19 protein-coding genes are annotated in these 23671 nt (G+C 42.9%); 14 read left to right on the plus strand and 5 right to left on the minus strand.

The genetic code is table 11. From position 1 onward, the window contains the following. Window positions 1–60: 60 nt before the first annotated feature. From DK188_RS00410 to DK188_RS00455, 10 genes are all read left to right on the plus strand, one after another. Window positions 61–2646 (plus strand): SLBB domain-containing protein, encoded by a 2586-nt coding sequence (locus DK188_RS00410; protein WP_111668809.1) that lies wholly within the window; start codon window positions 61–63, stop codon window positions 2644–2646. Continuing rightward, window positions 2646–3713, plus strand: a complete 1068-nt coding sequence (locus DK188_RS00415) for a GumC domain-containing protein (RefSeq protein ID WP_111668810.1) — start codon at window positions 2646–2648, stop codon at window positions 3711–3713. The genes DK188_RS00410 and DK188_RS00415 overlap by 1 nt, the downstream gene beginning before the upstream one ends. 12 nt (window positions 3714–3725) lie before the next feature. Then, window positions 3726–5018: an oligosaccharide flippase family protein gene (locus DK188_RS00420; protein ID WP_111668811.1), complete on the plus strand. Its 1293-nt coding sequence runs from the start codon at window positions 3726–3728 to the stop codon at window positions 5016–5018. Continuing rightward, window positions 5002–5925, plus strand: coding sequence for a glycosyltransferase family 2 protein (locus DK188_RS00425; protein WP_111668812.1), 924 nt, complete (start codon window positions 5002–5004; stop codon window positions 5923–5925). The genes DK188_RS00420 and DK188_RS00425 overlap by 17 nt, the downstream gene beginning before the upstream one ends. Next, the gene (locus tag DK188_RS00430) at window positions 5916–7325 is read left to right on the plus strand and encodes an O-antigen ligase family protein (protein ID WP_111668813.1); all 1410 of its coding nucleotides are present in this window, start codon (window positions 5916–5918) and stop codon (window positions 7323–7325) included. Before DK188_RS00425 ends, DK188_RS00430 begins: the two co-directional genes overlap by 10 nt. Window positions 7326–7354: 29 nt before the next feature. Beyond that, window positions 7355–8164, plus strand: a complete 810-nt coding sequence (locus DK188_RS00435; protein WP_111668814.1) for a class I SAM-dependent methyltransferase — start codon at window positions 7355–7357, stop codon at window positions 8162–8164. A 234-nt stretch (window positions 8165–8398) separates the two neighbouring features. Next, window positions 8399–9529 carry a glycosyltransferase family 4 protein gene (locus DK188_RS00440; RefSeq protein ID WP_111668815.1) on the plus strand — a complete coding sequence of 377 codons (1131 nt, stop codon included), beginning with the start codon at window positions 8399–8401 and terminating at the stop codon, window positions 9527–9529. Then, on the plus strand, window positions 9526–10428 hold the full coding sequence (locus tag DK188_RS00445; protein ID WP_111668816.1) for a class I SAM-dependent methyltransferase: 903 nt from the start codon (window positions 9526–9528) through the stop codon (window positions 10426–10428). Before DK188_RS00440 ends, DK188_RS00445 begins: the two co-directional genes overlap by 4 nt. 13 nt (window positions 10429–10441) lie before the next feature. Next, window positions 10442–11575 carry a glycosyltransferase family 4 protein gene (locus tag DK188_RS00450; RefSeq protein ID WP_232825627.1) on the plus strand — a complete coding sequence of 378 codons (1134 nt, stop codon included), beginning with the start codon at window positions 10442–10444 and terminating at the stop codon, window positions 11573–11575. Further along, window positions 11551–12672, plus strand: coding sequence for a glycosyltransferase (locus DK188_RS00455; protein ID WP_111668818.1), 1122 nt, complete (start codon window positions 11551–11553; stop codon window positions 12670–12672). The genes DK188_RS00450 and DK188_RS00455 overlap by 25 nt, the downstream gene beginning before the upstream one ends. A 325-nt stretch (window positions 12673–12997) precedes the next feature. Here the strand turns inward: DK188_RS00455 and DK188_RS00460 are convergent, their stop codons facing one another. Beyond that, window positions 12998–13378, minus strand: coding sequence for a GxxExxY protein (locus DK188_RS00460; protein WP_111668819.1), 381 nt, complete (start codon window positions 13376–13378; stop codon window positions 12998–13000). A 211-nt stretch (window positions 13379–13589) separates the two neighbouring features. Between DK188_RS00460 and DK188_RS00465 the strand changes: the two genes are divergently transcribed. Further along, window positions 13590–14003 carry an OsmC family protein gene (locus DK188_RS00465; protein WP_111668820.1) on the plus strand — a complete coding sequence of 138 codons (414 nt, stop codon included), beginning with the start codon at window positions 13590–13592 and terminating at the stop codon, window positions 14001–14003. A gap of 113 nt (window positions 14004–14116) precedes the next feature. On the opposite strand, the gene rlmF is transcribed toward DK188_RS00465, so the two are convergent. Beyond that, window positions 14117–15061 carry a 23S rRNA (adenine(1618)-N(6))-methyltransferase RlmF gene (rlmF, locus tag DK188_RS00470; RefSeq protein WP_111668821.1) on the minus strand — a complete coding sequence of 315 codons (945 nt, stop codon included), beginning with the start codon at window positions 15059–15061 and terminating at the stop codon, window positions 14117–14119. A gap of 104 nt (window positions 15062–15165) precedes the next feature. On the opposite strand from rlmF, the gene DK188_RS00475 reads away from it, so the two are divergent. After that, window positions 15166–16770, plus strand: a complete 1605-nt coding sequence (locus DK188_RS00475) for a hypothetical protein (RefSeq protein ID WP_111668822.1) — start codon at window positions 15166–15168, stop codon at window positions 16768–16770. A 156-nt stretch (window positions 16771–16926) separates the two neighbouring features. Here the strand turns inward: DK188_RS00475 and DK188_RS00480 are convergent, their stop codons facing one another. Continuing rightward, window positions 16927–18399 carry a M14 family zinc carboxypeptidase gene (locus DK188_RS00480; protein ID WP_111668823.1) on the minus strand — a complete coding sequence of 491 codons (1473 nt, stop codon included), beginning with the start codon at window positions 18397–18399 and terminating at the stop codon, window positions 16927–16929. A gap of 90 nt (window positions 18400–18489) precedes the next feature. Between DK188_RS00480 and DK188_RS00485 the strand changes: the two genes are divergently transcribed. Then, window positions 18490–19500, plus strand: coding sequence for a dipeptide epimerase (locus DK188_RS00485; protein WP_111668824.1), 1011 nt, complete (start codon window positions 18490–18492; stop codon window positions 19498–19500). 130 nt (window positions 19501–19630) lie between these two features. On the opposite strand, the gene DK188_RS00490 is transcribed toward DK188_RS00485, so the two are convergent. Together DK188_RS00490 and DK188_RS00495 are read right to left on the minus strand one after the other, a co-directional pair. Then, complete coding sequence (locus tag DK188_RS00490; protein ID WP_111668825.1) at window positions 19631–20326, minus strand: response regulator transcription factor; 696 nt, start codon at window positions 20324–20326, stop codon at window positions 19631–19633. After that, window positions 20323–22029 (minus strand): sensor histidine kinase, encoded by a 1707-nt coding sequence (locus DK188_RS00495; protein ID WP_198672945.1) that lies wholly within the window; start codon window positions 22027–22029, stop codon window positions 20323–20325. Before DK188_RS00495 ends, DK188_RS00490 begins: the two co-directional genes overlap by 4 nt. A 219-nt stretch (window positions 22030–22248) precedes the next feature. On the opposite strand from DK188_RS00495, the gene lysA reads away from it, so the two are divergent. Next, window positions 22249–23472 (plus strand): diaminopimelate decarboxylase, encoded by a 1224-nt coding sequence (gene lysA / locus DK188_RS00500; protein WP_111668826.1) that lies wholly within the window; start codon window positions 22249–22251, stop codon window positions 23470–23472. Window positions 23473–23671: the final 199 nt, after the last annotated feature.

Raw genomic sequence — 23671 nt, forward strand, 5'->3', positions numbered from 1 at the left:
ATTGATGGATTTTTAGATCCAATATTTCCACGATAGCCACCCGGAACAGTCTTTTACATCATGGTTTTAAACATAAAAATCTGGTATTTTTTTGCCTTCATCGCCCTAATGATCGGGATAAATCCGAATACTATTGCCCAACAAAATACCGACTTGACCACCATCAAAGTCGATGAACTCAGCGATGATCAAATAGAAGAATTAGTCAACCGAGCCAACGAAGCTGGACTTTCGGTGGATGATTTTTTACAAATGGCCCAACTCAGAGGTATGCCATCAAATGAGGTGGAAAAGCTTCGCAATAGAATCAGCGATCTCGATATCGGTGGCTCCAAAACTAGAAGTGCCAATGCCTCCAAAAGGGAACCCAGACAGCAAATGGACCTGAACGAAATCACCCGAGGGATCTACCAGCCTCAGGCAGAAACTTTTGCTGAATCCACGGGAAATGAAATCTTCGGAACTTCACTTTTCTACCAAAAAAACCGACGGCTCAGCTTTGAACCAAGTCTCAATCAAGCTACTCCTCAAAGCTACATTTTAGGCCCGGGAGACGTGGTATTTGTGGATATCTACGGGCAATCTGAGCAATATTACGAAGCTACCGTCAATCCGGACGGCTTTGTCATTTTGGACAATATTGGTCCTATATCAGTATCTGGAAAAACCATTACCGAGGCTACTGGGATCATCAAAAGTAGAGTTTCCAGGTTTTATCCGGGACTTTCAGGAGCTAATCCAAACACGTTTCTCCAAGTGACACTAGGTAATGTGCGGACGATTAAGGTACACATTTTAGGCGAAGTCCGACTGCCGGGTACTTTTACGCTCAGTGCCTTTTCTACTGTATTCAATGCGCTCTATTCTGCGGGTGGCCCAAATGAAAACGGCACAATGCGGGCCATTAAAGTCATTCGAAACAATCAGCCCATTGCGGAAATTGATGTCTACGATTTGCTGATCAATGGCACAGCCAACTTGGATCTTCAGCTTCAGGATCAGGATGTTATACTCGTTCCTCCTTTCCTCTCCCGAATCAAAATCAACGGAGAAGTGAAAAGACCGATGACGTTCGAAATCGGCGCTGAGGATACTTTCGAAGACCTCCTAAACTACGCCGGTGGGTTTACAGATTTGGCCTTCAAAGACCGGGTCGCTATTTCGAGAATCACCGGAAATCAACGCTCAGTATCAGATGTGTATCAAAACCAATTTGGAATGTTTATTCTAAAAGGTGGAGATGAAATCACTGTCAGTAGGATTTTGGATCGCTTCAGCAACCGAGTACAAATCAAAGGTGCCGTTTACCGGGAGGGTACTTTTGCCCTTACGGATGGACTGACCCTATATCAACTCGTGAAAAATGCCGAAGGACTGAGAGGCGATGCGTATACCGAGCGGGCCAGTATCCTGAGGACCAAAAGCGACCTGAGTACAGAAATGATCGAGGTCAATTTAAAAGCTGTTATGGACGGGACTGCTCCAGATGTGGTGCTAAAGCGGGAAGATGTAATCCGGATTTCCAGCATTTACGATGTCCAAAATGAGCGGTATGTACAGATTTTGGGTGAGGTAAAACGACCTGGGACCTATCCGTATTCGGAATCCATGAAAATTGAGGAGCTGATCATCCTTGCCGGTGGACTTCAGGAGTCAGCCAATTCACAGGACATCGAAATCGCCAGAAGGCTGGAAGACTCTGATCTGGGAACACTCTCTGATATAATCCCGGCACGTGTCAATCCTGACCTCTCGATTAGCTCAGATTCACCGAGTTTATTGCCATTTGATCAAGTCATTATTCGGAAACGGGCCAATTTCACCATGCAGCGACTCGTGGCTGTGGAAGGCCAAGTGAACTCACCCGGAATTTTTGCGATCCAAAACAGTGTGGAGCGGATATCCGATTTGGTAAAAAGAGCTGGAGGGCTTAACCAATTTGCCTATCTAAAGGGAGCTACCCTGATCCGTAGAACGGAATTTTTCAACACAGAATCGGAGCAGATCCGAAGACAGCGAAATCTAGAAGCTCTTCGTCTAAAACTGATCGAAGACCCCAACAACTCAGAAGCACAGGAGGAAATGCTCCAGCGGCTATTTAGGGATTTGCCTTCGGAAAAAGTAAATCCGGTGGATACTGTCCTAGCCAATGCTAAAAAGGAATCGTTGGATCAGATTGCAGCAGGCACCCCCGGTTTCGCCGTCAAATTAAAGGAATCTGAAGCTGTGGCCATCGATCTCCAAAAAATCATCGATAATCCAGGATCAGAAAACGACCTGATTCTTGAAGAAGGCGACATTTTATCGGTTCCAAAATTACTTCAAACCGTACGAATGCGTGGTGATGTGGTCTATCCGACCACACTGCGTCATGAAACAGGCCGAGGCCTGAAACATTACATCAATGGCGCTGGAGGTTTCGAGCGACGTGCTAATCGAAAACAAACGTATGTGGTCTATGCCAATGGCGCTGTGAAACGCACCAAAGGGTTTTTGGGAATCAGAAGTTTCCCGCCTATTGAGCCAGGAGCTGAAGTCATCGTGCCGACCAAGGGTCCACGGATCCCGCTTCGTTTGGGTGATGTGGTGGGTGTGACCACAGGTTTAGCCACCTTAGCTCTGGTTATTTCTCAAATTAACTGGTAATGGCAGACTCTAAGCATTTTTCAGAAAATCAGTTTACCATCAAAGAGGTCATTGGAAATCTCAGTGAGTGGCTGGCATTTTTTCTTTCGCAGTGGAAAATTCTGATTCTGGCAGGTATCGTCGGACTAGGCCTTGGAGCTTTGGTCTCGATCGTGAAAAAGCCAGTATTTCATGCTGAAACCTCATTTGTTTTGGAAGAAGGCGAGGGCGGCGGAATCGGCCAAATGTCCGGTTTGGCGTCGCTAGTGGGGGTGAATTTGGGATCGCTAGGCAGCACGAGCGGACTTTTCCAAGGAGATAATATCATGGAATTGTATCGCTCGGACCGAATGCTTGCAGAGACCTTGCTCAGTGAATTCAACGAAAGTCAGTTATTGATCGACCGGTTTGTGGAGTTTCAGGAACTGGATAAAAAATGGGCTGCAAAAGTGGATTTTGCAACTTTGGACTTTTCCATTCCCAGAGAAAATTTTACTGTAACTCAGGATTCTGTGGTCAAAGAAGTGGCCAAGTTGATTCGGGAAAATCAGCTGAGTGTTGCCAAGCCAGATCGCAAGCTCAGCATCATTCAGGTGAGTATTTCCTCCAAAGACGAACTCTTTGCAAAGGCCTTCAATGAAAGGTTGGTAGAAAAAGTGAATACTTTCTACCTCGAGACCAAAACCAAAAAAACCGGCGAAAATCTCTCCATTCTTCAAACTCAGGCAGACAGTGTCCGATCTATTTTGGATGAAAGCATTGGAGCTTATGCCAGTGCAACCGATCGGGTGCCAAATGCTAACCCACTATTGAGTTCAGCCACGGTCGAAAGCAGGAAACGTCAAATCGACGTGCAGGCCACAGGTGCGGTCTATCAGGAAATAGTCAAAAATCTGGAAATCGCGAAAGTCAATCATCGCAACAATTCGCCGCTGATCCAAATCATCGATTCGCCGAGACTTCCACTGAAGCGGTCAGAGATCCGCTTGGTCAAGGGGATGGTATTAGGTGCAATAATCACCGGAATCCTGGTGCTGTTTGGACTTTATTTTCGCAGGCTGTATCAGAAGCATGTGCAGGAAAGCTAAACTAAAGCTGCCATGTTTGAAAAACTCAACTTGCTCATACCCTTCGGAAATTACATCCGAAACAAGTCCTTCCAGAATTTCCTTTTTCTGGCAGTCATTCAATCCTCCAATGTGCTGATTTCAATTATTTCGATGCCGCTGCTGATCCAGAGTATCGGTGTGGATCAGTTTGGACTGATCAACCTTGCACTTTCTGTCATTATTTTGCTCAATATTCTGGTAGGATTTGGATACAATCTGAGCGCTCCCAGAGAGGTAGCCATCAATCTGGGTGACAAAAAAGCCCTTTCGCACATCGTTTCGAATGTTTTCTCCGGCAAAATTCTGTTGGCCTTCTTCGCGGTATTTTTGATTTTTGTAGGCGCTTTTGGCTTCAATCTTTTTCCTGAGTACCAGACTATCCTTATTTTTTCTGTGCTATTGTTGTTTTCGGAGGCTACACTTCCGCTGTGGTTTTTTCAGGGGTTGGAAAAAATGAAACTGGTCTCCATCGCCAATATTTTTTCCAAACTCCTCTTCCTGATGGGAATCGTCCTCTTTATTCATTCCCCTGAGCAGAGCAAATGGGTAAATTTCCTGATGGGCTTCTTTGGTCTGGGAATCAACCTGTTACTACTGGCCTACATCCATTGGTTTTTAGATATTCAGTTTTACAGACCTGAGTTTTCAGCGATCTGGAAAAGCCTAAAAGAAAATTCCTTACTCTTCTTCAGCAACTTGGCCAGTCATATTTCGATCAGCGGTGGACTGATTGTGTTGAGCTTTTTTGCCAATGCGGAAACCCTGGGAATGTATAGTTTGGCAGAGCGGGTCATTATGGTAGTCAGGCTATTTCCGCCCTTTATTTTTCAGGCCATCATTCCTAATGCCAGCAGGCTTTACACTGAAGATTTGCCCTCATTCTTTCTATTTTTGAAAAGAGTGTACAAAAAAGTATTAATCGTCGGATTCATCATTTCGGCCGGAGTTCATTTTGCTGCCCCGTTTATCGTGCAGATTCTTTCCCGTTCCGCGTTGGAGGATTCTATTTTGTATTTAAAAATATTGGCGTTGGTCCCATTTCTTGCTTGTCTCAATGTCGCAAATGTGACCATGATGATGGCGGCAGACCTGAGGCAATTACTCTTCAAGGCCAGCTGGTTGATGTGTGCATTTATGCTCATTTTATCTCCGATTTTGACAGGGTACTTTGGACCGATAGGATTGTGTTTGGCAATTATCTCTACCGAAGTCGCTGTTTTCTTCATTTGTCTGATGCTGCTGTATCGACATAACCGGACCCTGTTGTATGGCTTTTACTCCTGATCCCTTTGTAGCCATAATTTTGGTCAACTGGAACGGCTTTGACTACACCCAGGCCTGTTTGGCTTCACTGCGCAAAATTGATTTTCCAGATTTCAAGGTCATAGTGGTAGACAATGGGTCCCAAAATCAGGAAGGAAAAAGTCTCAAAAAGTTGTTTCCTGAAATCGAATTGATCGAAAACGCAGAGAACCTCGGCTTTTCCGAAGGGAATAATGTAGGAATTCGGTTTGCACTGGAGCAGGGCTTTTCGCATATCATGCTGCTGAATAATGACACCGAAGTGGAGTCCAATTTTCTGGGAGAAATGATGCGAAAATTCCATCAAAACAGTAGGTTGGGGGTAGTGCAACCCTTGATTCTATTCCTAAATGACCCCAAGAAAATCTGGAGCGCAGGTGGCAAATGGGCGTCATCGGTAGGTAGGGCTATCACGCTTGGCGATCGTGGACCTCTGGCCGATTATCGCTTTAAGGTAACAAATCTGGACTGGGCGACCGGGTGCTGCATGTTGCTATCAAGGGAAGCAATTCTGAAAACGGGGCTTCTCAATGCTCAATATTTCGCTTATTTTGAAGATGTGGAATGGTCTTTAAGGTTTAAAAAAGCTGGTTTTGAGATTTCTTTGGCAGAAAAAGCTGTAATCTACCATGAAGCTGGAGCCTCCTCCAAAAAGACCCACTCCGAAGGAACACTAAGTCCGAAAGTGTTTTACTACAATGTCAGAAATCAATTTTTTCTGCTCAGAAGTCAAAAGATCTATCTCGGAATAATTTATCATTTCTTTCGGTTTTTGGGTTGGGCAGGGTATTTTTTGATTCGGGGAAGATTTAGAAAAATGAACGCAGTCCTCAAGGGTATCCAGGATGGATTAGGTGCAGATTTACAAACCGCAAAGCGATGGCCCTGATATTTTTCATCTTGATCGCATTGGGAGTGGGTGCTGGATTTCTCTGGACAGTCCAAGAAATGATATTCAAAGCAAAGTGGGCCTACTTCATCTTTTTCCTTGCCGGATTTCTTCCGTTTTACATCACTTCACTTAGTGTCATTTTCCTTGCCACTCGCTCTCCTGAGATTCTGGGCATTTTCCAGATTATCAAAGAAGTGGTAGTGCTACTCGCCATGTTGGTATTTCTCTTTTACCAGAGACGTGTGTTTGACTACCCGTTTCGGCTGCAGTCCACAGACTGGATGATGTTGGGATTTCTTACGCTAGGATTTTTATATCTGCTTTTACCATTGGGACAAGCCTCTTTTTTGAACAAAGCCCTGTATTACAAAAGCATGGTTATTCCTGGGTTCGTCTATTTTCTTGGAAGAAATACCCGCTTTGACGAAGTCGAAATCGGCTGGATTTTCAAAATCATTTTTGCGGTAGCAATCGGTGCATTTGTGGTGAATCTAGTCGAAAACTACCTCCTTCAAGCGCATCTGCAGCAATTCACTGGCTATTCGCTTTACAATCAGGTGATCAATGACATCGAACCCTCTGGTAACTTTGGTCTGACTTGGACTTTTGAAACTCAAGCAGTCACCAAGCGATTGGCGAGTTTCTTCTCCGATCCTCTGGAGCTGGCTAGCTCCGTATTAATGGGTTTTGCTGCGGGTCTGATTTGGTTTTTGACTTCGAAAAAAGAATACAGCTGGCCTTATTTGTTGATCATGGTCTTCTCCTTGGGGAGCTTGGTGTTTTCAGCTTCACGAGCTGCTTTCGGGGCATTTTTCATCATGATTTTCTTTGTCGCGCTGGTTTTCAAGCTTTACAAACTAATCGGCGCCGGATTTCTGGTCTTGGTAGGGTTTGGGATCTATGTGCTTGCCTTTGCATCAGAAGATTTTTACTTCTTTGTCCTCGATACCCTTACATTTGAAAACACCTCCAGTATCGGCCATGTGGTAGAATGGCTCCTGGCTTTAGATTCTATGGTGGCTAATCCCTTTGGAATCGGGCTGGCTATGAGTGGGAATGCTGGAAGTGTAACCGATGAACTACGGGTAGGCGGCGAAAATCAATTCCTAATTTACGGGGTACAACTTGGCTGGATTGGGATGATGTTATACATTTTAGCCATGGCCAGTGGCGTAATCTTAAGCCTACGTGTATTTTACAGCACCGATAATACGATGATTGCCAGACTTGCTTTCGTTGGCGCAGTCACAAAAGTAGGTCTGCTCCTTCCCTTATTCACTGCGAATGCAGAAATGTACACCTATGTGGCTTGGTTGTCTTGGTGGATGATTGGTTTCAGCGTAAAGGAGTATAGCTTTATAAAAAATACCTCAAATCAGCTTGTTCCCCTACACTGAATTGGAATCAAGAAGCCTGTGAAATAAAAATGAGTCGCGTAAAAACAATAGAATCGGAGATTTTTGAGTTGAATCAACCCAGTGAAGTTGAATATTTTAGGTTTCACAAAAAGCGGTACGAGCGATTTGAGTCATTTTTGAAAACTCAATTTGCCGGAACTTCCCAAACCAAAAAAATGAAGGCATTGGATATTGGAAGTCACTACCTCCATTCTTCGATGATTTTGTCCAAAATGAATTTTGAAGTGGACGGCATGGATGTCTCTGTTTTTTGGGACATGGATTTTGTGAAAAAAAGGGGTGCTAAATTTGGAATAACACCGATCGTCGAAAATGACCTTGCCAAAATGCCGGAGTTCCAGAGCGTGCATGATCGGTACGATTTGGTTGTTTTCACCGAAATCTTCGAGCACATCACCTTCAATCCGATTCAACTTTGGAAAACCATCCATCAAATCCTAAAACCTGGAGGCAAAATCTACATCTCCACACCTAATTCACTGGCTTTGGCCAATTGGGTGAGAAATTTCAAAAACCTGATCACGCTCAAATCGGTGGGAATTACCGTGGATGACATCATTTCTAAGGTCACTTATGGACATCATTGGAAAGAATACTCGCCTCAGGAGATCAAAACTTATTTTGGGGCTTTATCCGAAGACTTTCATGTCACGATCAACCCCTATCACTACAAGGAATATGAGTTAAAGTCACCGTATTTGCCCTTCAAGTTGCTGGCAAAACTTGGCAACCTGACCAAGACCTTTGCTGAGGAGCTGGAGGTAATCGTTGAACTGAAAGAGAAAAAGGTTTGGAAGAAGGGATTGTCTGAGTATTAAGCCGTTCAAAAATCAAAAAAACACAAAGGATTATCCTCGCGTTAGATTTGGCAGTTTGATTTTACTGCTTGAAGTCACTTTGTTCCGAGGCCTGACTTCCTTACTTTTTGTAAATTACGATGAAACTCGATTTTACCTAAAATCATTTAACTTGTAGTCGTCAAATTTTGGCCATCCGATGAGTCTTGGATAAAAAATTGAGACGCCCATCCGATTTCAAACGTCAACCTCCTCTTGAAAGTCCTCCTCGATCTGCAATACCTCAACGTCGCCACCACCGGGATCAAAACCTACATGATGGAACTGGCCAAAGCTGCCAAAAATTACCCTCACCCGGACATCGAGTGGATATTTACCCATGACCCTGAGGAACAAGCCGCCGACAAAACTTACAAGACTGCCCACACCAAGGTCCAAAAGCTCAACTATCATTTAGACTATTTCCGATGGAAAGAATTTTTGCTTCCGGATCTGGTCAAAAAACACCAGCCGGATGTTTTGGTTTGTCTGGATTTCATTTCTCCTGCAGCATCACTTCCCTGCCGCAGATTGACGGTCATCCACGATGCTTTTTTTTGGCAAATGCCAAAAAATTACTCCAAGTGGTGGCGGAAATATTTCACCAGTCTGATCAAAAAGGGACTTAAAGAACAGACTGAAGTCATCACCACTTCCGAATATTCCAAAACTTCACTTATTGAGCATCTTGGAGATACCTACCCAATAGCGGTGGTATACCAAGCGCCAAAAGACTTGAAGGCAGCAGCAGATCCTGATTTTTTGGCAACAAATGAACTGGTTCACCAAAATTATTTTCTTCACATCGGCACCTTCGACAGACGAAAAAATCTACCCTTGCTTGTCAGAGCCTTTGCTGAATTTCTTCGCCAAACCAGATCAGAAAAAAAGCTTGTTTTGGCAGGGGGCCCTGGTGAAAGCAAGCAAATGAATGACCTCCCCGCAGTGGAAAGCTTGGTCAAAGAATTGGAATTGGAAGGGAAGGTGCTTCTGCCTGGCTACATCACTGATGGAGCAATCAAAGCACTGTATGAAGGTGCGTTTGGATATGTTTTTCCTTCGGAAAATGAGGGCTTTGGGATTCCTATTTTGGAGGCTTTTGGCTTCGAAATCCCGATAATTCATTCCGACCAGGAGGCCTTGCTCGAGGTAGCAGGAGGTGCAGCTTTAGCCTTTGAAACAGGAAATCAAGCCGATTTGACGGAAAAATTAATACTTTTGGATCGCGAAAATGAACTTAGAGAAAAGCTGATCCAACAGGGTAAAGCACGGGCTAAAGACTTTTCCGCACAAAAATTTATTGAAGCTTTTCATCAGATTATCTTGAGGCCGACTCTTGACCCATGAGGCAAATCACCTGTCCGGTTTGTAAAAATTCTCCATCAAATTCTCCACAGAATCAGTCGATCATTTCCTGCCGGATCTGCGGGACTCGTTGGACATTTCTTGGGAATGAAGTGGATAGCAATTCGCTCTATTCGGATGAAGTCTATTCGATTGTCGATAATCGAAAATCGGTTTTTGAGCGGATCATTTTTTCAGAGGCTAAAAAAGTCCTTAGGATCGCGCACAGAGTCAACCCTACAGCAAACTCACTTTTGGACTTTGGCTCCGGCAAAGGCCAGTTTTTGGCTGTTGCCAAAACACTGGGCTGGAAAGGTTTAGGAATCGAAACCGCCGAAGAAAGAGCCAATTTTGCAAAAGAAAAATATGGTGTTCATGTGATTTCTGAGTTTTACAATGGAGGAAAAGTAGAGGCTGGAAACTTTGATTTGATCGCCTTAAACCATGTACTGGAGCATTTACCAGCACCAATGGAATTGATTCAACCCCTTTTAAATGAAAATCTTTCAAAAAATGGTCTGGTCTATCTCGAAATTCCGCGTGCTGATTCTTGGCAAGCTAAGATCGCAGAAGAAAACTGGATTCATTGGGACATTCCCAGGCATTTGACCCACTGGACCGAGGATGGAATACGGAATCAGATGGAGAAAATCGGCTTTGAAATCGTGGAAAAACGCTCTTTTTCCATTCATCTTGGAGTCTTGGGAATGCTGCAGGCTTTACTTTCCAAATTTGGTTTTCGCGAAAATTTGATTCTAAGGTTGAAGCGGAAGAAATCAATGGGATTGCTGATTTCTATTGGGATTTTATTACCGTTTGCATGGATTTTGGAAGTGCTCTCGTTGGGATTTGGCAAATCAGGAATTCTTGGAATCTATCTGAAACGACGTGGGAAAGCCTAAAAACGTACTTTTTTTGCAAAGCTCATCCGAATGCTACGGATCGGGTAAAATCATCCTACAAGTATTGCAGGTATATAAAAAAGAAGGCCTAAACCCCATAGTCCTTCTGACTAACAGCGGTCCACTTCAGGCGATTTTGGAACAGGAAGGTTTCCCCGCCTACGTTCAAAATCTGGGAATTCTCCGTCGGAAATATGTCAACCCAAGCGGCTTACTCAATAGACTGAGTAAAAACCTGAAAGCCTACCGATTCCTCACCGAATTGCACCAGAAATATCAGTTTGAGCTGGTTTACTCCAATACACTTGCCGTCATAGTAGGTGCTTATTGGGCCAAAAGGCGCAAAATACCTCACATTTGGCATATTCACGAAATCCTCCCCGGCCCGGGACCTCTTGTGAAAATGCTCGCAGGTCTGCTGGATCAAAGCTCCCCAAATCCCATTGCCGTATCTCAGGCTGTCTCAAATCATTGGCAGCCAATTTTAAAAAAATCCACGATTGAGGTCATTCATAATGGAATCCCCTATGGATCATTTTTAGAAAATTATCCAAGTGCAAAAAATGACTTGGGCTTGCCGGAAAGCTGTTTTCTGATTGGAATGATCGGCAGGATCAATCCAGGAAAAGGACAATTGTTCTTTTTGGAACTTGCCGAACGGATTTCCAAGAAGTACCCCAACACCCACTTTATTTTGGTAGGTGATCCGTTTCCTGGTTATGAACCTATTTTGGAAGAAATCAGAAAAGAATTCAAAACGCGGAGTTTAGAGGCACGAGTCACTTATTTGGGTTTTCGGGATGATATCCCAAAAGTAATGGCAGCATTGGATGTGTTTGTTTTACCATCGATCCTTCCTGATTCATTTCCAACGGTCATTTTAGAGGCGATGGCTGCGGGGAAACCTGTAGTTGCCACTCGATCAGGTGGAGCTTCTGAAATGGTTTTGGATGGAGAAACGGGCTTTTTGGTTCCAATCGGAAATGTTGAAAAAGGAGTTGAGGCATTGGAACGCTTGATTCAAGATCCCGAATTCGGCCAAAAAATGGGAGCGTCTGGAAGGAAGCGCGTACTTAGGGAGTACAGCTTGGAAGCTTTCGAAGAAAAAATCAAAACCCACCTATGGCAGCACCTGAGAAGAAGCTAAAAGTCGCCATCATGGGTGCAAAAGGGTATCCCTATGTCTATGGCGGATATGACACGATGATCAAGGAGCTGGGAGAGCGCTTAGTTGCCAGAGGCGTGCACGTGAGGGTATATAATCATCGGGCCTTGTTCTCTGAGCGGCCTCGATTCGTGAACGGAATCGAGTGCATCTATACCCCTGCGATTGAGTCTAAGAGCCTGACCCAGCTGACTCACACGTTTTTCTCGATGATCCATGCCTGCATCTCAGATGTGGATGTGATTTTTGTGGTGAATAGCGGAAATGGACCTTTTGGCTTGATTTCGAAACTTTTTTGTAAACCGACTGCGATCAATGTAGATGGATTGGAATGGCTGCGGCCCAAATGGAAAGGCCTAGGCTCGAAGTACTTCTTTTGGGCATCTAAGCAGGCGACCAAGTTTTACGACCAGCTTATCAACGACTCTGATGAAATGCGGCGGGTGTATCTGGAGCTTTTCCAGGCCGACTCCAAAGTCATCGCTTACGGAGCAAATCCAAAGGAATCAGTGGCATCCACTCCCATTGAAAAGTGGAATTTGGAAAGCCAAAGTTACTTTTTGATCGTGGGAAGACTGGTTCCAGACAATAATGCGGACTTGATCATAGAAGGTTTTTTGAGGTCAAATTCACAACGTAAGCTCGTCATTGTCGGAGATGTTCCTTTTGCTGATGCCTGGGCAAATCGGTTGAAAAATCTGCAAGACGAGCGCTTGCTTTTCACTGGATATGTGACGGATCCAAATGAACTGGCGGCACTATATTCGCATTGCTATGCCTATTTTCACGGGCATGAGTTTGGCGGCACCAATCCGGCGATGCTCAAGGCCTTAGGATATGGTTGCGCAATTTTAGCCTTGGATACGCCTTTCAACCAAGAGATGCTCCAGAATGGGAAGCACGGTTGGTACTTTGACAAGAATGCTGGTTCAGTAAAGGAGATTGTGGAAAAAGCAGAACTCGAATCCGAGTCCATGAGCGAATTGAGAGATATTGCCCGGTCAGGACTGACTCAAAAATACAATTGGGATCATGTGACTGAGCAGTATTTGGAGGTATTTAAAAGCTTGGTGAAATGAATATTTCCCACAGATTAGCACAGAAAAGGACACGGATCTTCACAGATTTTTTTGGAAGTGGTGTTTTAACTTTCTGTGGAAATCTGTGATTTTAATCCGTGTTAATCTGTGGGAACCTAAGAAAATCAGAGATATCAAATTATCTTACTGAATGTTCTCCGCTAGGTCATATGTATTGAATTGGAGGTTTTTTTTAGCTTAAGGAAATAAATATCTCCCACAGATCGGCACAGAAAAGGACCCAGATTACCACTGATTTTTTTGATCAAGTAATATAACTTTCTGTGTCAATCTGTGATTTTAATCCGTGAAAATCTGTGGGAGATTAAAGATATCCATTGATTTTTCGAATTATGTTTTCCGTTAACTCATCTGTGTTGAAGTTGACCAAAAGCCCAACTTTTATACCTGACAACCTCAGATAAGTCATTATTTGCAAATGGTGGACATTTAGTAAATGCTCTACTGATTTGACTTCAATAATTACTTTTTTCTCTACCAAGAGATCAATTCTGTAACCTACATCAAGTTTTAATCCTTGATATACCAAAGGCATGGGGACTTGGTGCTCCACATTCAATCCAGATTGAGTTAATTCATAACCCATTGCAGCTTCATAGCTGGACTCTAATAGTCCCGGACCGAGGGTGTTGTACACTTTAAAAATTGCACCTCGGATCAAAAATGTAATTTCATTCTCGTGCATACCTTAAATTAAAAATAGTTCCCACAGATCAACACAGAAAAGGACACTGATTTGTACAGATTTTTTCAAAATTACCATTTCAGGTCAGATACACTGTTTAGTTTCTGTGTCAATCTGTGATTTTAATCCGTGAAAATCTGTGGGAAAAAGAAACTTAAACCCTCAAAAAAACCTTGTAATTGTATATTTTAACCTAAAACTATTTAATCCCATGATCAGAAAAGCAACAGCCGTATGGAACGGAAGCGGCAAAGAAGGTAAAGGCCACCTGACTACTGCGAGTACTGTCCTAGACAAAACACAATATTCTTTCAACACCCGTTTTGAGGATGGTGTAGGCACCAATCCCGAAGAACTCATCGCGGCGGCTCACGCAGGCTGTTTTGCGATGAAGTTGAGTTTCAACCTATCCGGTGTCAATTTTCCTCCAAAAGAATTGGATGTGACATCCAACATTACTTTTGAAGATGGCTCTTTGAAAAAATCACACTTAGTATTGAAGGCACAAGTAGATGGAATCTCCGAGGAGGAATTTGCGAAGCAAGTGAAAGATGCCGAAGAAAACTGTCCGATCTCCAAAGCACTCAATATGGAAATCAGCGTGGAATACACACTGAACGGCTAATAATTAGTGGTCTCTGTCTCCACACACCACGGCGAAAGGTCACACTGAGCGGAGTCGAAGTGTCCTCGACTCCGCTCGGACTGACACGGCAAGTGAATGGATACTATCTTATTTTAATACCAACGAAACTTCTTCCAGGCGTCCTGCTGCTTTTCATTCAAAAAAGTCCAAGCCACAAATCGGCTTTGCTTGTTCCCTTGAGCCATATTGATTGTTTTTTGAGAAAACGCACCAGCTCTCTCAAGCTGAAAATGAATGGATTTCAGGTTTTCAGATTTGGATACCAAAGTTGTAAACCAATACACCTGATTTTTAAATTGGGCACTTTCAAGAATCATTTTTCCGATAAACTCCTTTTCCCCACCCGCTGTCCAAAGTTCATCCGCTTGTCCACCAAAGTTTAATGGGGCGGATTTCACCGATTTGCCAGTTAGGTTTTTGATCTTCCTTTTGCTTCCCTCTTGAGCGGCTTGAGCGGACTCGTGAAAGGGAGGATTACAGATCGTCAGATCAAAAAATTCGTCAGGTTGGATGATGTTGGAGAATATTTTAGAGTCATCTGACTGATTTCGGACCTCAATTTTCCCATGCACATTCGGATTACTCGCGATGATTTTTTGAGCAGATTTGATCGCTTCCGGATTAAACTCAGACCCTACGAAACTCCAATTGTAGGATGCAACTCCCAAAAGTGGATAAATCAGATTTGCTCCAGTGCCGATATCTAAGACGCTGATTTTTGGTCCTATGGGGATTTTTCCAGAGTTACCATCAGCAAGTAAATCAGCCGAATAATGAACATAATCTGCCCGACCAGGAATCGGCGGACAGAGAAATCCGTCAGGAATCTCCCAAAATTCAACTTGATAAAAATGCTTCAAAAGCGCTTGATTAAGCGCTTTTACCGCTTTTGGATTGGCAAAGTCTAGAGTAAGGTTGCCATGCGGATTGGTGAAAATGAATTCCTTCAATCCAGGAGAACTTCCAGCAAGGGCTTCGAGGTCATATCGGCCTTGATGAAGATTGCGGGGGTGAAGATTTGAACTTTGATTTTTCAAAATTTAATTCAGCTGAAATTCAATCAATTAATAAACTTAACATTAAACGAAGCTTTTTATTATAAAAAGATTTAGTAGTTTTTCTCGACTAAAAATCTAAATCTATGAAAAAACTGTTTCCACTTTTTTTGCTCCTTTTCTTATTGAACATGACAGTTGCGCAATCACAAAGTGATCCTGCAAAATTCAAAGAACTGGACTCCAAAATGCTCGATTCTTACGTTTCAATTTTAAAAGCTGATGAGAATGGAATAATCGCCCTGAAAACCAAAACTAAAGGAGCCATGCTCGGTGCAATGGTATCTATGGGATTGAAAGCCGAGATTTATATCGACCAATTCGATAGTGATTTAAATCTAGCGAAATCAACATTTTTAGAAGACTTCTACTTTGAAATTTTTAATTCTGTTGACAATGGCGTAGAGTTTCTCTTGATGTCACCATCTGGTAAATTACTTCTAGCCTCGTCTAGCTATATAGATGACATATCAAAATTGATCCTGAATGAAATAGATATTAATTCTGGGGAGACAATTTCATCGAAGGTCATTCACGAAAGTAAGGGAATTGACAGAAGAGGAACCTACCGTCTTCTGTATTCAAGAAATGGGGAAAAAACCGGTATCTTTTCTTACGTAGGAACAGACAAAAAGAATTTTGAAACTTCTCTTTATTATGCCGAAATGAGCCCAGAATTCAATGTTTCTTGGTCGAACACTACTGTTTTACCTTTCTTTTCTAAGGTGAGTTCATCTAGCATTAAAAACCTAGGGGCAGGAGAAAACGAGGCATACAACTCCGAAGCGCTACTTTTACCTACTGGCCAATTCCTTTTTAATTTCAAAATCCAGGAAAAGGATTTTAAAAAGACTGGACGAAATGAATATTATCCCACGCTAATCTCCGTCGGAAAAGAATCCTCTTCCTTAAAAACCAAGGTAATCGGAAACGACAGAAAGGAATACATCAAGGGTTTGAGCATTGAGACCAATCTTGAAGGATCTATCTTTTTGCTTGGAACCTATGGGAATGAAAATAATGTGGTGAATAAAGGAAGGTATTTTGCCAAATTGGATCCTGAATCACTCTCAATTCAAACTGAAACTTTCACCCCTTTTGCTGGAACTGAGCGAAAGCAGTTAATCCTTTCGACGGCCAAACTATTTGAGTTCAATTTAGAAAAAGCTCAAAAAGATGCCTCAAAATTGGAAGATGTGAGCTATTTCACCCCAAAATCGCTTTCCTTGAACACAAGAGGAAATTTGGTCCTTTTTTCCGAGTTTGAACGGATTGTCTTGGTCCAAGAAAGAATGGGGACCATGGTAAGTACGAGAAAGGATGTTACTGGTGGAGATATTTACAAACAGGAATTTGGGACTAATGGAGAATTGATATCTACCGAAATATTAGCCAAAAATACGTATTCGCCTACTGGAGGATTCAATCGTTCCTTTCAACTAAGAAAAGTCGATGAAAATGACTTCCTTTTCTACGCCGATGAGAATAAAGGCCAATTTTTCGTAGGTAAAATCGACACATTCGGAAAAGTGTCTCAACGAAAACTGGCAGACATGAAAGAAGATAAACGGTATAAAGGTGTTTGGTTCACTTGCTATTCCAAAGAACTAGTGGATGGTAAACACCTATATGCCTTTGCACGAGATAAATATAAATTCGCTCTCGTAAAGTTTGATTTAGGAAACTTTTAAGTAGAAGCGCCCTTTTCAGGGCGCTTTTTAGATTCTTAATCGTAAATCTATATGGCTTTAACCTTGAAATCTTTCCCTGTATAATTCGTAGTCTTTCTACCTACCTTATGAAAAGCAAAGAGAGATTTATTTCCATTTTTTCAGCGAGAACTTTTTTCAAAAGACCCGATTTCTAATTTCCTGCTTTTTCGGGTTTTCCAGATCGATCAGGTACCCATTGACTACTGCATATTTCAGCACTCCTTCTTTTGATAAAAAGAAATTGGGACTCGAACCTGTCATCCAGCCTGAGGAGAATTTTTCGGTGGTTTTCAATACCAAAATCGGCAAATCATGAACTTGCCTCGCTTCAGCATTTTTGACTTTCACGGCCATAAAACCTTTTCGGAGTAACTCCAGCACTTTTTCCCCACTGATTTCGGCTATGCTTTCAAAGCTCTCGGGGTAAACTTTGCCTTCTATATAGTGCAAACCTGTCGCATCCAAGGTCTCAAAGCCAAAAAACACCTGCATATCTCCCAGATCCTCTACGGATCCACTCATGAAATAACCCTCGGCATTTTCAGTCTCCCTTCTGCGGATAGCAAGATCAACCGGATACCATGTGCCATCCACTTTGACCTGCATTTCGTTGATGATTAAATCCATGAGCTGAAATCCATTGTCAGGGATGGCAAAATATTGGTCCGTGGTGTATTGCTCATAGCCTTGGGTTGCGATTTGATGCAGGGCATTGAGAATGATCATGAAGTTGATTTTTCGGATTTCCTGCTTTTCTGGATCCCCTAGGTATCCACCTGATTCGATCAAAATGGTACTGGTTCCCCACTTTTGGATGTTGTCCCCAAAGGCTCTTGGCTCAAACGCATCATCGTATTTCCCCACCTGTCCGGGAATGAGTTCCTGGAGCAATTCATTCATCCCAGCGATAGTCTGCATGGCACGACCACGTACATCATTGATCTCAGTTTTGTAATTGTAGGCTGGCGCCAAAAGCGAAATTGTGGCTTGCTTCGGCGTATTGACCACATTGTAATAGATCTGTTGATCGTGAAGATTGAATCCAAACTCAGGCTCAAAGTCATCCCTGGCCTTTTTCAAAATCACCGCTTCAGGAGAAATCTGTGAAATGGCATCGCGGTTTAAGTCAATATCCAGATTGTTCCTACGTTTGAACGCATCCGCACCGTCTGGATTAAGCATGGGAATGAATTTCAGGCTGAGTTGATTTTTCAAAAGCTCCCGAAGCGCTTCATATCCGTCATCTTTTCCTTCCAAAAAGTTGAAAAGATCAAATAACGCCATGGTCGCCGTACTTTCATTGCCATGCATCTGTGACCAAAGCATGACCTTGGTTTTCCCATCGCCCCAATTCATACTCGAAATGCTTTTTCCAGCTACTGATTCACCGAGTTTTTCGATCTGAAAAGCTACCGAATGCTTCTGAATCAAAGGCTGGATATCTGCATGCTTAAATCTCCGGTGCGTAATTGCAGGTTCCTTAAATGCTTCATAAGCGGATTCCAATTGTTCAACAGTGATTTTTGAATAGGCAATCTGCGCAGCGAGATCAGGACTAAATGAAAGAATCGATACCAAGAATAAAGTAAAACGGACGGTAATTTTCATAGTAAAGCGGTTGGTTCAACGGATTTTAAAACTAGCCAATCGAAAGAAATAAAATGGCTTATTTTTGCCAAAGTCCCAAAAAATCATGCCATGCAATTAAGTTATCAGGTCTTCGATCTTCCCCTCAAGCACACCTTTACCATTGCTCACCAAAGTCGCGATATCCAAGATACCCTAATCGTAAAGTTGGAATCAGATGGGGTAGTTGGCTTAGGAGAGTCTACGACCAACCCATTTTATGGAATAACCATCGAAAATATGGTGGCTTGCCTGGAGAGGTTTCGTACTGAAGTGGAGTCCGGAGCTTGGAATACGCCTGAGGAGCTATGGGAATTAGGAAGGGAAATTTTTCAGCTCAATCCCTTTGCTCAGTGTGCTTTGGACATGGCTGCTTGGGATCTTTTTACCAAAAAGAAGGGCAAAAAACTCTACGAATATCTGGAGCTAAACCCAGGCAAAATTCCAACCACCAACTTTACCATAGGAATCGACTCCATCGAAAAGATGGTATCTAAAATGAAGGAGGTTGCTTGGCCGATCTACAAAATAAAACTCGGAACTGATAACGATCTGGAAATCGTCCGCGAACTCCGCAAGCACACCGGTGCCCTCTTCCGGATCGATGCCAACTGCGCCTGGACAGCCGAGCAAACCATCAGAAATTCTGAAGAATTGGCGAGACTAGGTGTGGAATTTATGGAGCAACCCCTAGGAAAAGATGATTTGGAAGGGATGAAGGAGGTATTCAAATACTCCAAGCTTCCGGTGATGGCTGACGAAAGCTGCATTGTGGAATCAGACGTCAAAAAATGCCATGGTCTTTTCCATGCCATCAATGTCAAACTCGTCAAAGCCGGGGGAATTACCCCTGGACTTCGTATGATTCAAGAGGCCAAATCTCTAGGAATGAAAACAATGGTAGGATGTATGACCGAGTCTTCGGTTGGGATTTCTGCTATTGCGCACATCGCCCCACTGTTGGATTATGTAGATATGGATGGGGCCATGCTTTTGGCCAAAGATCCAGCGAAGGGTGTGCACATATCGCCTAAAAAAGTAACCTTTTCCGATGGGTTAGGAATCGGAGCTGAGTTGGAGTGAAGGTATGGCTGTAGGGAGGTAAGGAAGTTTGGAAGTAATCCTACATCTATCCAAATAAACTAAAAGCCCTGAATTGAGTCAATTCAGGGCTTTTTTTGAAATCACAAAGTCTTGATACTTAATATACCAATCACCCTTCTCCCACAATCAACTTAAATCCTTCTCCATGGATGGTAATGATCTGTACTTTTGGATCATCCTTTAATATTTTACGGATTTTACTCAGATACACATCCATAGACCGGGCATTGAAGTAGCTGTCATCTCCCCAGATCTGTTTGAGAGCATGGCTTCTATTGACCAGTTTATTGATCTCAGATGCCAAGAGTCTGATCAGCTCATTTTCCTTAGAGGTCAGCTTATGCTTGCCCTCAGGACCTTCGATATACTGCTCATCGTAGTGCAGGGTAAAGTCTCCAAATGTGTACGTCTTCAAGGGGGAGACCTCAGTGGATTTTTGAGTACGGCGTAAGATAGCCGTGATCCGCAGCAGCAATTCCTCCATTGAAAACGGCTTGGTGAGGTAGTCATCGGCACCTATCCTGAGCCCTTCGATGATGTCGTCTTTTTGATTTTTCGCAGTCAAAAAGAGAATCGGGAGGTTTTCCTGTACCTTTTTGATTTCCTTAGCCAGGGTAAATCCATCCTTTTTAGGCATCATGATATCCAGCAGGCAGAGATCGTATTTGTCTTTTTTGAATTTGTTCCAGCCTTCTTCACCATCTCTACAGAGTGTCGGATCATAGCCTTTCATTTCGAGATATTCCTTCAAGATATCACCCAGATTTGGGTCATCTTCTACGACTAATAGTTTGGCTTTGCTCATTGTTTTTTGGGTAGGTTAATGGTGAATGTACTTCCTTTTCCGGGTTCTGACTGCACGTGGATTTCGCCCTTATGAGCTTCCAGCATGGTCTTGACATAGGAAAGTCCTAAGCCAAATCCCTTGACATCGTGAACGTTTCCAGTAGGAACTCGATAAAATTTATCGAATATCTTTTTCAATGCGTCTTTGCTCATCCCAATGCCCTGATCTTGGATACTTACCAAGATTTGATCTCCTTCCTCCCAAGCTTCTACACGGATAAGGGGAGATTCTCTGGAGTATTTATTCGCATTGTCTAGCAGATTATTGAATATATGGGTGAGGTGAAAAGCATCACCCTCGATTTGTCCATTTCGCAGTTTATTGACCAAGTTGATTTTCCCGCCGCGCTTTTCTACTTGAAGGCTAATATGATCTACGGTACTTTCGAGCAATTCGGTTAAATCAATTGTTTCAATTTTTAGTTGAAAGTCTTTTTTATCCAATGCAGCTGCCTGAAGTACTTTTTCTACCTGAGAGACCAGGCGCTTATTTTCATCCTTGATGATTCCCAGATACCGGATACGGAATTTATCGTGTGTGGATAGCTCAGGATCCTGCAGCGCTTCTACAGCAAGACTGACCGTTGCCAAGGGTGTCTTAAATTCATGGGTCATGTTGTTGATGAAGTCATTCTTGATTTTAGAAAGCTCCTTCTGCCGAATGATGACCTTAATGGCATAGATGAAACACGAAATGATCACCACGATGAATACGATCGAGCTGAATATAGGTAACCAGACTTGACGGATCACGTGACTATTTTTCTCCGGGAAAAAAATGAAAAGAAAGTTGTCTTTACCCAGAATATCATTGGGAAAGAGCTTGGCCTGAACTCCGTAATTTTTTAATCGCATCGGATCAGCTACGAGTCCTATGGGGACAATTTCGCCTTTGTCATTCTGCAATCCCATCTCAAAATCCTCAGAAATACCTTTCTCGATAAGACGTTTTTTGAGCATCTGCTTCACACTTCCTGTATCCAATCGATCCAAAATCGCTTGTTGTCCTTCAGCAAATTCTGCAAAAGCTTGGTTCATCAATTCAATCTTGATATTGGTTTTGCGGATTTTATCCCGAGCATCTTCTGACAGGTTGAACTCAGTCCTTACGCTGGTCTCCAACTGATACTGTTGGGTTCTTTGTTGCAAAAAACCCTGATTTTCACTCAAAAAGTCCAATCGACGCTGTTTCTCCTGAAGCAGAATTTCCATTTCATCCGGTGTAAACATCTTTGATGCAATCTCCGGTGTCATGTAGGCAAAGAAATTTTCCAATTCGGAATCGATGGAAATATCCAAACCTCTGGAAAGCAGCATTCTGCGGAAAGTAGCACTGACCTGCGGAACGGCAAGCATCGTATCCACCACAGAAGGGCGGCTATACTCAGGAGACGTATTGATCTGCAGGTCGATCGGATCAATTTTCTTAAAAATGGTCTCCTGCAGTGCGGAGTCTTGAATCAATTGGCTAAGCAGGACGTCGCTTGTTTCACCTTTTTCAAGTTCTGCTATGGTACTGGTGAGAACCTGAAGCACATTTTGGTCAAATCGCTCTTGATTGATCCGCACCGCATTTCTGACCCAGTAGTATTGAAATCCCATCAAGCCAAAGCTGGCCAAAGACATCAGGACTACAATCAGGGTGATACTTCCTTTACTCATGACGCAAATTTATTGTGATTCAGAGGCGGCGGTAAACTGTTAACATGATTTAACTGAGCCCTTTTCAGCAAAATCTTCATTTTTGAACAAGTCATTTGATGATCCCGTTAGCACAATACATTTCTTAATTACACTAAATCCAAAAAAAGGGAAGGTTCTAGCCTTCCTTTTTTTTTGAATAGGTAACTTGCCTGCTCAAATCTTAAAACCTATTTCAAAGTGCAAAATCCTACACACATCCAAGGTGTGTCGATCGCCGATCTGGCAGACGAGTTTGGAACCCCGATCTATATTTATGACGGGGAAAAAATCACACATCAGGTTAAAACACTTCAGGCCGCTTTCTCAGCCGTTCCTTTAAAAATAAAATACGCGACAAAGGCTTTATCCAATATCAGCATTCTCAAACTGATACGAAAAGCCGGGGCAGGTATAGATGCAGTATCCATCGAAGAGGTGAAAATCGGCATGATGGCCGGATATTCTGCTCAGGAAATTATGTACACCCCCAGCGGTGTGGCCTTTGAGGAAATCAAAGAAGCCGTGAAGTTAGGGGTCATGATCAACTTGGACAGCATTCCTCTGATGGAAGAATTCGGCCAGATGTATGGCGGTTCCGTAGCTGCTTGCATCCGGATCAATCCCCACATCATGGCTGGCGGAAATCTAAAAATATCTACTGGTCATAAGGAGAGTAAATTTGGCATTTCTATAGAGCAACTTGCTCAAATCCTGGAAACTGTAGCAACATACAAACTGCAGATTGTGGGTTTACATATTCATACCGGTTCGGATATCTTAGACGCCGAGGTTTTTCTGCAAGGAGGAAATGTGCTCTTTGAAGCGGCCATGCAATTCCCTGATTTGAAATTTCTAGACTTTGGCGGTGGCTTCAAAGTTGCCTACAAACCCAACGATATCGCCACAGATGTAATGGAAGTGGGAAAAAAGGTCGGAGAAGCCTTCCATGAATTTTGCAAGCAGTACGGAAGACAGCTGGAACTTTGGCTCGAGCCGGGCAAATTCCTCGTCAGCGAATCTGGGTATCTACTGGTGAAAGCCAACGTAGTGAAAGAATCGCCTTCTGTAACATTTGTAGGGGTGGATTCGGGTCTCAACCATCTGATCCGTCCGATGATGTATGATGCCTATCATAGTCTCTATAACCTAAGCAATCCTGAAGGGAAAAAATCGATATACAATGTAGTCGGTTACATCTGTGAGACAGATACGATCGCATCACGTCGAGAACTCGTTGAAGTGAGGGCAGGAGATTTATTGGTGATAAAAAATTCCGGGGCGTATGGTTACAGTATGGCCTCCAACTACAACTCAAGATTAAGACCGGCGGAAATATTGATTTGGGAGGGTAAAGCTCATCTAATCAGGCGGGGAGAAAATTTTGAAGATTTGATCCGAAATCAGGAAATTCTTGATATTTAATCCAAAGGCGTCTAAAATGACGCCTTTGGTATAATTATTGACAACGTGCTTAGGTCAGGAAGCGAATCGGAAAAATAATTCGTTCCACTGAAAGGTTTGAAACTCAGTGATTGCTCACCCCAGTCCTAAGCCCTAGTCGTTTCTAATCCTAATATTGAATTGAATCAAAATCTAATAGGCTAAAAATCATTATTTTTAG

It is taken from the genome of Algoriphagus litoralis, from assembly GCF_003259255.1.
GTDB lineage: Bacteria > Bacteroidota > Bacteroidia > Cytophagales > Cyclobacteriaceae > Algoriphagus > Algoriphagus litoralis.